Source organism: Psychrobacter sp. JB193 (assembly GCF_002285555.1).
Lineage (GTDB): Bacteria > Pseudomonadota > Gammaproteobacteria > Pseudomonadales > Moraxellaceae > Psychrobacter > Psychrobacter alimentarius.
On the sequence record NZ_NRGY01000001.1, the window covers coordinates 1,380,101 to 1,392,368 of the forward strand.

At 44.3% G+C, this 12,268-nt stretch carries 12 protein-coding genes; 6 read left to right on the forward strand and 6 right to left on the reverse strand.

Features of this window, described 5'->3' with window-relative positions; translation table 11 throughout:
* Positions 1 to 228: 228 nt before the first annotated feature.
* The 3 genes from rpoH to thiS all read left to right on the forward strand — a co-directional run bounded on the left by rpoH (position 229) and on the right by thiS (position 1,874).
* Positions 229 to 1,092 (forward strand): RNA polymerase sigma factor RpoH, encoded by an 864-nt coding sequence (rpoH, locus tag CIK80_RS05975; RefSeq protein WP_208855365.1) that lies wholly within the window; start codon positions 229 to 231, stop codon positions 1,090 to 1,092.
* A gap of 128 nt (positions 1,093 to 1,220) precedes the next feature.
* Positions 1,221 to 1,595, forward strand: coding sequence for a DUF423 domain-containing protein (locus CIK80_RS05980; protein ID WP_095569219.1), 375 nt, complete (start codon positions 1,221 to 1,223; stop codon positions 1,593 to 1,595).
* Between the two features lie 78 nt (positions 1,596 to 1,673).
* Entirely contained in the window at positions 1,674 to 1,874 is a 201-nt protein-coding gene (gene thiS, locus CIK80_RS05985) for a sulfur carrier protein ThiS (RefSeq protein ID WP_062843669.1), read from the forward strand.
* 292 nt (positions 1,875 to 2,166) lie between these two features.
* Here the strand turns inward: thiS and raiA are convergent, their stop codons facing one another.
* Both raiA and rpoN read right to left on the reverse strand, forming a co-directional pair.
* Positions 2,167 to 2,547, reverse strand: coding sequence for a ribosome-associated translation inhibitor RaiA (raiA, locus tag CIK80_RS05990; protein ID WP_062843668.1), 381 nt, complete (start codon positions 2,545 to 2,547; stop codon positions 2,167 to 2,169).
* A 360-nt stretch (positions 2,548 to 2,907) separates the two neighbouring features.
* The gene (gene rpoN, locus CIK80_RS05995) at positions 2,908 to 4,572 is read right to left on the reverse strand and encodes an RNA polymerase factor sigma-54 (protein ID WP_095569220.1); all 1,665 of its coding nucleotides are present in this window, start codon (positions 4,570 to 4,572) and stop codon (positions 2,908 to 2,910) included.
* Positions 4,573 to 5,028: 456 nt separating this feature from the next.
* Here rpoN and CIK80_RS06000 point away from each other — a divergent pair, with 456 nt between their 5' ends.
* On the forward strand, positions 5,029 to 5,925 hold the full coding sequence (locus CIK80_RS06000; RefSeq protein ID WP_095569221.1) for a nitrilase-related carbon-nitrogen hydrolase: 897 nt from the start codon (positions 5,029 to 5,031) through the stop codon (positions 5,923 to 5,925).
* Positions 5,926 to 6,109: 184 nt separating this feature from the next.
* Here CIK80_RS06000 and CIK80_RS06005 read toward each other — a convergent pair whose 3' ends face one another.
* The 4 genes from CIK80_RS06005 to CIK80_RS06020 all read right to left on the reverse strand — a co-directional run bounded on the left by CIK80_RS06005 (position 6,110) and on the right by CIK80_RS06020 (position 10,346).
* Positions 6,110 to 7,132, reverse strand: a complete 1,023-nt coding sequence (locus tag CIK80_RS06005; protein ID WP_095569222.1) for a tyrosine recombinase XerC — start codon at positions 7,130 to 7,132, stop codon at positions 6,110 to 6,112.
* A 209-nt stretch (positions 7,133 to 7,341) separates the two neighbouring features.
* Entirely contained in the window at positions 7,342 to 8,229 is an 888-nt protein-coding gene (gene dapF, locus CIK80_RS06010; protein WP_095569223.1) for a diaminopimelate epimerase, read from the reverse strand.
* A gap of 317 nt (positions 8,230 to 8,546) precedes the next feature.
* Complete coding sequence (lysA, locus tag CIK80_RS06015) at positions 8,547 to 9,899, reverse strand: diaminopimelate decarboxylase (RefSeq protein WP_095569224.1); 1,353 nt, start codon at positions 9,897 to 9,899, stop codon at positions 8,547 to 8,549.
* Positions 9,900 to 10,019: 120 nt separating this feature from the next.
* Positions 10,020 to 10,346: a lipoprotein gene (locus CIK80_RS06020; protein ID WP_095569225.1), complete on the reverse strand. Its 327-nt coding sequence runs from the start codon at positions 10,344 to 10,346 to the stop codon at positions 10,020 to 10,022.
* Between the two features lie 455 nt (positions 10,347 to 10,801).
* Here CIK80_RS06020 and CIK80_RS15490 point away from each other — a divergent pair, with 455 nt between their 5' ends.
* Positions 10,802 to 10,930: a hypothetical protein gene (locus CIK80_RS15490; protein ID WP_257011694.1), complete on the forward strand. Its 129-nt coding sequence runs from the start codon at positions 10,802 to 10,804 to the stop codon at positions 10,928 to 10,930.
* 34 nt (positions 10,931 to 10,964) lie between these two features.
* The gene (locus CIK80_RS06025; protein WP_095569226.1) at positions 10,965 to 12,197 is read left to right on the forward strand and encodes an acetate kinase; all 1,233 of its coding nucleotides are present in this window, start codon (positions 10,965 to 10,967) and stop codon (positions 12,195 to 12,197) included.
* Positions 12,198 to 12,268 lie beyond the last annotated feature (71 nt).

The window sequence follows — 12,268 nt, forward strand, 5'->3', positions numbered from 1 at the left end:
TTACAATTAGAACTATAAAGATTTTTATCTGACTATTTGTGTAACTATCTAATCAAGGTCAAGAATATGGCTAATACTACTACTGATGCTGCAAAAACGAGTAAAAAAGACAGCGCAGCACCCATAAAAAATGACGCACGTGACGCCGCGTTAAAAGCCGCTGCCCAGCGACCCCCTTATGATGCGAGCGCGCTTGGCGACACCAGTACTCGTGATTTAGTACCGGCTATGCCGACTCATTTGTCAGCGCCTGGCGTCAACTTGGGTGCTTATATCAATACTGTGCATCAAATCCCAATTTTGACCCCGTTACAAGAACAGGAATTGGCGCATCGCTATTACGATGAAGGTGATGTGGAAGCTGCGCGACTGCTGGTTATGTCGCATTTGCGTTTTGTGATTCATATTGCCCGTAGCTATTCAGGGTATGGCTTGCCGCAAGCAGATTTGATTCAAGAAGGCAATTTGGGACTCATGAAGGCAGTCAAGCGCTTTGACCCAAATAAAGGCGTGCGTCTGGTTTCTTTTGCTGTCCATTGGATCAAAGCTGAAATTCATGAATTCGTCATTCGTAACTGGCGCATTGTTAAAGTTGCGACGACCAAAGCGCATCGCAAACTGTTCTTTAACCTTCGTAGTCTCAAAAAAACCAACAACCAACTGACGTTGGAAGAAGCGGACGCGATTGCTGCTGACTTGAATGTAACGCGTAAGCAAGTGCTCGAAATGGAATCTCGCCTTACTTCTTACGATGCATCGTTTGAAGCACAATCGAGTGATGATGACGATGGCCGCTATGCACCGCAGCTGTTCTTAGAAGATGGTATTGATCCTGCTGAACAGTTAGAAGAAGAAGACTGGGAAGAAAACAATTCATCCGCCTTAATAGCAGCGATGGGCACATTGGATGATCGTTCGCGTGATATCGTCGAGCAGCGCTGGCTCTCTGAGCAAAAATCTACTTTGCATGAGTTGGCAGCGGTCTACTCCATCTCGGCAGAGCGGGTACGCCAAATCGAGAAAAACGCCATGGATAAAATTCGTGACGCGATGACCATCGATAGTGTTATCTTGCCAGAAGACATTCAGTAGCAAGGAGCAGTCATCGCTAGGTTTGGACAATAACTGTCGATGATTGTGGCGGTTAACGACCTTTTGAGCTGTATACATTGAATATATTGATACGCTATTACCGGCTTTTAGATAATATGAGTGTTGCCATGATAAATTGGATAGGTATTGCTGCGATCAATATGGCGATAGCAGTCGCTCTAGGCGCCTTTGGTGCTCACAGGTTAAAAAGCTTGGTTAGTGCTCAGCAGCTTGAATGGTGGCATACGGCAACCTTATATCTATTTGTCCATGCACTTGGTTTGCTACTCGTGGGTTTATTGATTCAATTGAAATATATCTCTCACACCACAGCGTGGTTATTACAGATTGGCGTTATTATATTTGCTGGTAGTTTGTATGCCATGACGCTGGGTGCACCGCGCTGGTTTGGTGCCATCACCCCTATTGGTGGTATTTTGATGATTGCAGGTTGGCTATGGCTTGCCGTATCGGCTTTTCGTTTGGGTCACGCCAGCAGTTAATTGATTCGCTATTAGGTCAAGTCGATGGTAAGAACGGATTGGCAATAAGGACTACCAAATTATCAAGGAGATCGTTGTATGAGTAATATCAGTGTGAATGGCAAACACTTACAAACCACGCATCAGACCGTGCAATTGGTCATTAATGAGCTTGGATTGAGTCAAGGCCGTTATGCGGTAGAAGTCGATGGTGAGCTTATTCCTAAAAGCGAGCTGACCCAATTACATATCGTTGAAGGTATGAATATCGAAGTCGTCCAAGCAGTCGGTGGTGGCTAATCACTGGATCAAGTTTATACGTCGCCTTAAGCCACGACCGTATTGTTTACTGTAGAGTATATTTGCTGAATAAGTGTTCTGCACGACTATTTATTGAACAGTATTAAGAGTGAATAACATTAATCAGAAGCCATATTAATCAAAAGTCACTAATAAAAAAAGACCTCAACGTATTGTACGTTTGAGGTCTTTTGTAGATATTGGGGTCTCGAAAATTAAAATGACACGGGGTTTTATATACTTATTATACTATTAACCCACACTCATTTGATATTCCCAAACCTCAATATAATCAGACGGCTGGTTCAGCATCAGCAACGGTCAAGTCTTCATAACGATGATCGCGCCCTGCTCCCTGAGTCTTCTTACGTTCTTGACGCGTTTTATACTTACGCACCTGTCTATCAAGTTTGTCGGCCATTTCGTTAATAGCTTTGTACATATCATCTTCACAGGCTTGGACAAACATTTCTTGACCTGAGACTCGCATAATCGCTTCAGCTTTATGGCTTTTTTGACCGCCATCACTCGCGCCGCTATTGTCTAAAGATAAGATCACTTGAATACTTTGTATCTGATCAAAGTGTCGTTCAACTTTTACAAGCTTTTCGCGAACCGCTGTGTCCATAGCTTCGGTAACACTGATATGGTGACCACTGATAGAAACATTCATATTATTGTCCTTTTATTATTACTTGCATTGTTACTTTTAATCAACAGATGAGCCAGCGTTCTTGCCTTTGTCATCCTGCCTTACCAACAATAATCTAAACATTTGGAATATAAGAAAGACGTCTCCTTTCGTCATGCTTTCTTTATTACTGTAGAACAATGATTAGCGATTCATTGTTGGTATGGCTCTAATTTGTCATGAAACTGAAATAGTAGCAAGACGCTAAGTTGTAATTAAATGTAAAAAACGCTGTTGTTTCATAAATGTTTCTATATAATCAAAAAATTTTATTTTTTATATTTGACTGGTTTATCAATAGATATAGGACAAATTGGCTTATAATTCATTACCTTATCAGCATTAATATTTCTGTTTACGCTGGGTAGATGAGCCAATATTCATTGCTTCACGATACTTGGCCACTGTTCTTCTGGCTATATCAATTCCCTCTGCCAATAAACAATCTTTTATGCGACTGTCTGATAAGGGCTTTTTGAGGTCTTCATCGGTGATCATTTTTTTGATCATTGCACTGATGGCAGTCGATGAGATGTCACCGTCTGCACTGCTGACATGAGATGAAAAGAAATGCTTGAGGGAGAACAATCCTTGCGGCGTCAAAATGGTTTTACTGGTGGTCAAACGTGAGACCGTGGATTCGTGTAAATCCACTTCTTCTGCAATAGCCTTTAAGATAAGGGGCTGCATTGCCGTCGCACCGTATTGCAAGAAATCTTGTTGATAACGAACGATGCTGGTTGCGACTTTGAGTAGGTTTTGATTGCGCTCTTCGATACTGCGAATGAACAACCTGGCGTCAGTAAGGTGTTCACGTAGATATTGATTGTCTGGGCTATCATCGCCGCGTCTGACTAGATTGGCATACTCTTGATTGACTTGTAGTTTTGGCAACGTATCAGGGTTGAGGCGCACATGCCAGCCCGTTTCTTGGGCCTCTGAGTCGCCATTACTATCGCGGCGGCGAATGGGCGTGACCAACACATCAGGAATATCATAACTGTCAGTCGAGCGAGTATAGTCTGGCTGATTGCTCTGAAATAACAGGCCTGGCGAGGGGTTTAGTGTGCGTAGTAGATTGAGCGCAGGTGTGATGTCTTTAGGTGCAAGACCAGTGCATTCAGTGAGTGCTTTGATATTATTGCTGACCAAATGCTCACTGGCCAATAATAGCGCGTGTGCTTCTTTTAGATATGGCGTATTTGTATCGAGTTTGGACAACTGAATTGCCAGACATTCATTCAGATGGCGCGCACCCACACCCAATGGATCGCAAGATTGAATGACACGCAGCACCGCCATGACTTCGTCATACTCAACCCGCTCATCCCACTGATAGAAGTTTGCCATGGTATCAAAGCTTTGCAATAGCTCATCGATATCTAGTCGAATAAACCCCATGTCATCCATAGAATCCATCAAATACGTGGCAATTAAGGTGTCCACTTCTGACAGTCGCTTAAAATTAAGCTGCCAGCGTACGTGGTCTTGAATAGTGGCAGAAGTGCCGCCTTGATAACTATCAAAGTCCTCATCACTTTTGCTGTTACTAGAATTCTTAGTTGCAGATGCATAGTTACTGTTATCGAAATTATTCGTGTCAAAAAGGCTATCGCCATCCGCCGCATAATTATCGATGGCACCGTCATCAATACTGGCTTGCTGTAACTTATCTAAGCTGTCACTAAACTCATCATTGTAGTCAGAATCATCGTCAAACTTCGACTCATTACCATCGTAGTCTGCGCTCAAAGAATCCGTACCAGCGCTTTGGTTCCAACTGTCTAGTGTCAATGAGGTGTCTGACTCATTGACGCTATCATCAGTATCATACTCGTATTCGTCTTCTTCAATCCGCTCAAGCAAAGGGTTGCTGTCCAGCTTGATCTGCACCTCTTGCGCCAGCTCAAGACTAGAGAGTTGCAGCAACTTGATGGCTTGCTGCATCTGCGGTGTCAGTTTTTGTGAGGTATTCAGCGTGGTTGCCAATCCGAACGACATATTCATGGGTGGCTTATTACACTCCGATGGTGGTGATAGTCTATATATGTTGCCAATTCAGGCGGAGATTTAATGGTCTTAGGGCATGACGATAGCATTTTTTGCTGCGATTTTGCTATGATAATTTATGGTCTACCCAGATATAGTCAGTTCATTTAAAGACAAAAATGCTGTTAAGCGCAATTTTTTACAGCTGCTGGCAAGCAAAATATACGACCAATGAAAAAAGCTTATCTTGTCAAAATACTATTTTAAATACCCTTTTGCTACCTTGAAAATACCATGCATTTGTTATGTATCTTTTATCATCATTGATTATTTTTTTACTTTGGCAGTGGTTACTCAATACTAAGCAAGGTAAATATATTCAAAAATCCAAACGCTTGATAAAAAACGATGGGACTTATACTCTAAAACCTTAGAATCACTCTCATAAATCATAAACCAGCTGAGAACAATACTATGAATAATAAAGCAAATAACCATCCATTTATCACGGCGGCCATTCAAATGAATAGTCAGCAAGATATCGAAAAAAACCTAGCCGATATAAAAGCCGCTATTGCTGATGCGTGTACTCAAGGTGCACAGCTTATTATCTTACCTGAAAACTGCTGTAGCATGGGTGAGCAATTTGCCACTGCAGAGCGGTTCGATGAGCTGTCAGCGACGATAGCCCATTATGCCAGTACTTACAATGTCTATGTGCTGATAGGTTCACTACCCTGCACTTACCGTCCTGATGGCATGCTGGTTTCTAACGATAGGCTAAGACAGGTCAGTCAGCTGTTTGCTCCTGATGGCACACGAGTGGCACGCTATGACAAGATTCATTTATTCACGGCGATCGTGGCTGATAAGCAAGGTAATTACAATGAGGCGGCAACATTTGAGCCAGGTACCCAAACGGTGGTCACACCACTTGAAATCAATGACGTGGTCTATCAACTGGGTATGATGGTGTGCTTTGATCTGCGCTTTCCTGCATTAGCGCAGCGTCTGCGTCAGGCAGGTGCCGACTTATTGAGTGCTCCGTCAGCCTTTACCTACTTGACAGGTCAAGCGCACTGGTCACTGTTATTGCGCGCGCGTGCCTTAGACAGCCAGTGTATGGTGATTGGCGCAGCTCAGGGCGGTGACCATATTTATAAAGGCGGCAACATTCGTCAGACATGGGGGCACACAGCGATTAGCGCTTATGACGGCACCATTGTAGACAGTTATGATGATAGCAAGTTGAATCAAGACAATACTAAAGACAATAAGAATTATGCCATTGTCATGGCTACATTTGATCAGCAAGCACAAGTACAAGGTCGACAAAAACTGCCTATTTTTGATTGCCATCGTTTGGCATAAGACTGTTTATATAAGTACAGTCGACTCCAAATAAAACAGATACGTTGTACTCCAACGCGGCACTGGCATACATTTTTCTTGCTTGCTGTGCCTACGCAGACAGAGGCTACGAAAAACGCATTTCAGTCCCGCTGTATCACTTTTATACTGAACTCACTATAGATGTAAAGTTATATAAGTAAGCTTAAAGACTCTCGCTCTCATTTTGTGCGTGCGTCGCTCGCGGATGAGCGCGGTCATAGACCTGTGTCAATTTAGCAAAATCAACATGGGTATAAATTTGCGTGGTACTGATATCACTGTGCCCAAGCATTTCTTGAACCGCACGCAAGTCGCCGCTGCCGGATAGCATATGTGAGGCAAAGCAATGACGCAGTAAATGTGGATATAGGTTTTGCGCAATGCCAGCACGAATCGCCGCCACCTTTAATCGTTGTTGCACGGCACGCGTCGATAAGCGGGTTCCTAGTTTTTCGCTGATGAACAATGCCCTATCTTGTTGCTCTACCCATAAATCACGGTGCGGCAGATAGCGCATGATGGCTTGTGCAGCCTTGGCGCCTAAAGGCACCAAGCGCGTTTTATTACCCTTACCCGTGACTCTCACCCGTAAATCAGACAAATCTACATCTGCCATATCAAGTGCGACCAACTCACCAACGCGTAGTCCACTACTATAAAGCAACTCAAACATGGCTTTATCGCGTAACCATAAACGGGCTTGTTCGGGCGTGTCAGGCATGTCTTGATCGAGCAGCTGCGTCAATAAATCCACATCCGCGATAGACGGCAACGGTCTCGGGCTACGCTTTAACTGATAACCTGTGGTTGGATTGATACGTGCCAAATTCTCTTCAATTAACCAACCATAAAAATGGCGAATAGCCGATAGCTCTTGCTGCACACTAGCCAGTGCCAATTTATCTTCATCTAGACGATGGCCGATATGTTGTGCCAATTGACGCTTATCACAGCGTGTCCATGACAAGCGCTTACCGCGCAAAAACAGTGCCAACTGATTAAGTCCAGCAAAATAAGCCGTTAGCGTATGCGGCGAATGGTTACGCACCGATAATGTATTGAGCCAACGGTGGACAGGCGATAGTAGCTCTTGTAGTGCGGTATCCAGCTCTACCGCAGCGGCCAGCTCGACTGATAGCCATGGCGCCGCGTTCGTAGATTGCTCGTCTTGATTGGACATCACCATATAAAAGTCCGCCTTAACATTGGCTCGATCATCAGTGTATAGTCGATGCTAAATAAAATAGATACGTTGCGTCAATACGCAAGACTGGCATCAATTTTTCTTGCGTGCTGTGCCTCTTCGGACAGAGGCGACAAAAAACTTATGCCAATTTCGCTATACCTTTTTTATATTGACCTGACTACGTACAGCTTATCATTGATGATAAGTGCCTACTCTTCTGAGTGAGGTTTGAGACCTGCTTGTGCCATTAGCCCATCTGGGCTAAACACACCCTCATAGACAAAGGCTGTTGGGCCAGTCATCATGACTGAGTACCCTGGCTGCCATCTGATAATCATACTGCCACCATAGAGCTGCGCGCGCACATCTTCGCCTTCATCAAGCCAGCCTTCACGTATACCGACGGCAACAGCGGCACAAGCGCCCGTTCCACAAGCTTGTGTCTCACCAACACCGCGCTCATAAACACGCAGACGAATATGACGCTGATTCATGACTTGCATAAACCCGACATTGACGCGATCTGGAAACGCAGGATGCGACTCAATGGCTTTACCCAGTGTTTCGACATCGGCATCAAGTACATCATCGACTTTGATCACCGCATGTGGATTACCCATGTTGGCAACATAGAGCTGCACTGGCGTACCATTGACATCCAAATGATAGGCATTTTGGATTTTTGTGGTGGCTCTGGGTGTAAACGGAATCTCATTTGGCTCAAATTTGGGCTTGCCCATATCGACTTCGACCCAACCATAACGGTCGGTCGTCAAAGAGATAATGCCACTTGCAGTCTCAACACGCAGACGCTGTTTGAATGACAGCTTACGTGCTTGAACAAAACGGGCAAAACAACGCGCCCCATTGCCGCACTGCTCGACTTCTGTACCGTCGGTATTAAAGATGCGATAGCTAAAGTCAACGTCAGGGCGCATCGGTGGCTCGACCACGAGTAGCTGATCAAAACCAATGCCTAAATGACGATCTCCCAACAACTGTACCAAATCCTTGGTCAATTCTAAGCGCTGAGTCACCAAATCAATGACCATAAAGTCGTTGCCCAGACCATGCATCTTAGTAAATTCTATTAGCATACCCTTGATATCCTATCCTATTTTTATGTATGCCTTATATTAGCACGCTGTCAGATACAATCATAATTATCACTGCTATCAAATGTCCAGTTATCTCAGCGTTGTACCGTCTCTCAAACCTATATTTGACATCATCGCACTCTTTAATGCGGCTCATATGGCGGTTTATATTTATTTTGTGAGACATTTAAGCCGTTAGCTATAGCACGACTTTCCTCATTGCAGCGTCAGTTGCTCTCAAATTCGCCCATAAAAAACCCATTGCTTTTATCACAATGGGTTTTTTAGCGGTTCTGAATACTATGCTTTACTACTCTTTAGTCTTGCCACAAAACTTCATCAGCGTACAAGGATTCAATCGTCTCACGTTTGCGGATCAGTTGATGACGATCCTCTGACACCATTACCTCGCTTGCACGTGGGCGCGAATTGTAATTACTGCTCATGGTGAATCCATAAGCACCTGCACCCGTAATTGCTAAGATATCCCCTTCCGCTAGGGATAACAGACGGTCTTTTGCCAAAAAATCGCCCGTTTCACAAATAGCCCCAACGATATCCCATGCTTTTGTTCCATTGGTATCAAGACCAGCGTCAGGCAATACGTTTGGAATGACTGCCATTTCTGCTTGATATAACGCTGGGCGAATCAAATCATTCATCGCTGCATCGACAATAGCGAAATTCTTATGCTCAGTTGGCTTGAGCACATCGACTTGGGTTAAGAGCACGCCAGCATTGGCAACGATACTACGACCCGGCTCAAAAAACACCGTTAAACCAAGCTCACTCAATTTTGGCAGTAATGCTGCTGCGAATTCTTCAATAGACACAGGGGTTTCATCAATATAACGCACGCCCAAGCCACCGCCCAAATCAATATGACGCAGCTCAATACCATGCTCCCGTAGGCTATGTATCAATTCAATGACTTTGTCCAAAGCGGCAACAAATGGCTCAACCTCCGTTAACTGTGAGCCAATGTGGCAATCGATACCGACAATATCGATATGAGACATTGCTGCTGCCTGTTGATAAACTGCAAGCGCATCTTCGTGCGTGATACCAAATTTATTGTCTTTTAATCCCGTCGAGATATAAGGATGAGTCTTAGCATCCACGTTTGGATTGACGCGTAATGAGATTGGTGCAGGCTTATCAAGTGTCTTTGCCACCTCATTGATGAGGGTCAGCTCACTGATAGACTCGACATTGAAGCAGCCAATGCCTTGGGTCAGCGCATACTCGATATCGCCATAAGTTTTTCCCACGCCTGAAAATACCACGCGTGACGCCTCGGCCCCGACCGCTACCACGCGCATCAACTCACCACGTGAGACAATGTCAAACCCTGCACCTGCTTGTGCCAGTACGCTCAGCACTGCCAGATTGGAGTTGGCTTTGACGGCATAGCATATCTGATTATCGAGACTGGCAAAGCTGTCGGTATAAGCTTGGTAAACATCCAATATGGCCTGTTTTGAGTAGACATAGCATGGCGTGCCATAGTGTTTGGCAATGCTCTCAATACTGACTTGCTCCATATACAGCGCCTCATCACGATACTGCAAGGCTGGCAAGTGATTGGTTAAAGCCTTGGGATCGACATACAATCCTTGCTCTGTTTGGGTAGTGACAGATTCGCCAGTAGGTAACTCAGAATGACTCATATAAACATCTCTAATATAATCGGGTATCAAATGAAAATGAAGCTAAGAAAGGGACAAGGGCGCATTAGACAAAGATATGTCGTCATAAGCACGCTTTTTAATAAAAAATCTTAATTGGCATTAATAGTCGTTGGGATCAGTACTCGGTTCTGGTAGCTCAAAATCCTGCGCGTTTTGCGTATTGGGTACGTTATTAGCATTACTAACGCTGTCATCGTCGATACCAGCAAAGGCGGCATCTTGTGGATGACTGGTACTGTCCAACACAGCAGTGCTACTCTGCGCTGATTGGCCATCAGCATTTGCCAAATACAACTCCCCTTTTTGTCCGCAGCCTGACACACCCAGTATCACAACACTACTGATGATAAGCGTCGATATTGCATGGCGACTGAAAGTAATCATATTGGCGTACTCGGTTTTTGAAGTGCGGCGGATAGTAAGCATAAAGTAGGTAACCTGTAACCTTACAGCGGTGTAAGTATATTAAAGAACGTATGATCGGTAAAACGTCGTCAAGTGCCAAGCACACTATAATAAGTGAGCACTGACATATAGGGGTCAGTCAGTTGCCAATATGAGCAATATGACTGCTTTAAATCATAGCATTATTACATAAAGCGATGCTGATACTGAATACAACTGGCAATAAATTTAGCGAAATCGCTCATCGTTGAAGATTTATGAATAATGCCCTAGCAAAACTTTCTTACAATTTTTATTAAGTATCATTTTCTCTGATTGTCTCTGATCAGCCCTAACCACAATCGGTGTACAGTTGTTATCGATGTGTATACATCTTAGGTGCCAATCCTCATAGTTATCATGGTATAGCCCCAAAAATATGGTACATTATGGTCAGCCTTGTGGCTATCACTATAGAGCTAGGGTAAGGCAATAACATGACTGAACCCGCTCTCATCAGTAGAGTCAGCCCAAGTGTGATTGAAATCAGCGATATCATTGCCATTGGTATATCAGCAGGGATGTGGCTGGTTTTTGTTTATCGAACCGGTATTCATCACGAATGAATATCTTTATAAAAATATAATCTAAGGATAGAGTATGAGCGCAAGTCTAACCAGCACTTTTGATGACAAAAATACTGAAACATCAACCCTAACCAATCCTACCTTAGTCCTCAACTGTGGTTCTTCTTCCATTAAATACGCACTGATTAGTGATGACAATGCAACTCGTATCACAGGTCTGGCCGAAAACTTAGGACTCGATACCGCCCGTATCAAACACACCACTTTAAACGGCGAGAAGCTTGAAATCTCAATACCAGGTGGTAATCATAAGTTCGCCCTACAAAAAATTCTTGAGCTATTAGAGCAATATCATTTCATCGCGGTCGGTCATCGCGTGGTTCATGGCGGCCGTGAATACTCTGAAGCGGTACGTGTCGATGACCATGTCCTTAATGAAGTCAAGCGTCTAAAAGTATTGGCACCGCTACATAATCCTGCTCATGCTTTAGGTATTGAAGCCGTTCAAGCCATTTACCCTGATATTCCACAAGTCGTCGTTTTTGATACTGCGTTTCACCAAACTATGCCTCCTGTTGCCTTTCGCTATCCGCTACCAAAAAACCTGTACGAAGAGCATAAAATCCGTCGTTACGGCTTTCATGGTACGTCTCACGCTTACGTCTCAGAGCGCGCAAGTAGTATCACAGAGGCAAGCGGTACGCATGGCTGGCTAACAGCGCACTTGGGTAATGGCTGTTCAGCGACTGCGGTCTACGATGGCAAAAGTCTGGACACCAGTATGGGGTTAACGCCACTTGAAGGCCTTATGATGGGTACGCGCAGCGGCGATGTCGATCCAAGCTTACATATTCATTTAAAGCGCCAGCTGGGTATGAGTTTAGAAGACATCGATACCATGCTTAATAAAGAAAGCGGTCTGCTGGGTATCTCTGGCTTGTCGAATGACTTGCGTACCGTTGAGCAAGCCGCCAAAGAAGGTCACAAAGACGCCCAGCTTGCTATCGAGATGTTCTGTTACCGCGTGGGTAAATACCTTGCCAGCTTGAGCTGTGCGTTGCCTGAATTTACTGGTATCGTCTTTACTGGCGGTATTGGAGAAAACTCGGTCAGCACACGTACGCGCATTTTAGAAGTGATGCGTCATTTCGGTATTAAGGTCGATGCAGATAAGAACGCAAACTTGGTTGGCGGTAATGAAGGCAGCTTCCACAGTAGCGATAGTAGCTTTGAGCTATGGGTCATACCAACCGATGAAGAAGGTCGCATTGCTCAAGAGACGCGTGAAGCGCTAGACTTAATTTAAGATCCATTTCGATTGTTTCATTGTTTTAAAACCTGCGCTTCTGGTAAATCATATGATGAGAAGCGCTGTGT

Bases quoted from the DNA above. Each gene is read 5' to 3' on its own strand.
- rpoH (WP_208855365.1), top strand. From the start codon at position 229: ATGCCGACTCATTTGTCAGCGCCTGGCGTCAACTTGGGTGCTTATATC.
- CIK80_RS06005 (WP_095569222.1), bottom strand. From the start codon at position 7,132: ATGGTGATGTCCAATCAAGACGAGCAATCTACGAACGCGGCGCCATGG.
- thiS (WP_062843669.1), top strand. From the start codon at position 1,674: ATGAGTAATATCAGTGTGAATGGCAAACACTTACAAACCACGCATCAG.
- rpoN (WP_095569220.1), bottom strand. From the start codon at position 4,572: ATGAATATGTCGTTCGGATTGGCAACCACGCTGAATACCTCACAAAAA.
- lysA (WP_095569224.1), bottom strand. From the start codon at position 9,899: ATGAGTCATTCTGAGTTACCTACTGGCGAATCTGTCACTACCCAAACA.
- CIK80_RS06025 (WP_095569226.1), top strand. From the start codon at position 10,965: ATGAGCGCAAGTCTAACCAGCACTTTTGATGACAAAAATACTGAAACA.
- CIK80_RS06000 (WP_095569221.1), top strand. From the start codon at position 5,029: ATGAATAATAAAGCAAATAACCATCCATTTATCACGGCGGCCATTCAA.
- dapF (WP_095569223.1), bottom strand. From the start codon at position 8,229: ATGCTAATAGAATTTACTAAGATGCATGGTCTGGGCAACGACTTTATG.
- CIK80_RS05980 (WP_095569219.1), top strand. From the start codon at position 1,221: ATGATAAATTGGATAGGTATTGCTGCGATCAATATGGCGATAGCAGTC.
- CIK80_RS15490 (WP_257011694.1), top strand. From the start codon at position 10,802: ATGACTGAACCCGCTCTCATCAGTAGAGTCAGCCCAAGTGTGATTGAA.
- CIK80_RS06020 (WP_095569225.1), bottom strand. From the start codon at position 10,346: ATGCTTACTATCCGCCGCACTTCAAAAACCGAGTACGCCAATATGATT.
- raiA (WP_062843668.1), bottom strand. From the start codon at position 2,547: ATGAATGTTTCTATCAGTGGTCACCATATCAGTGTTACCGAAGCTATG.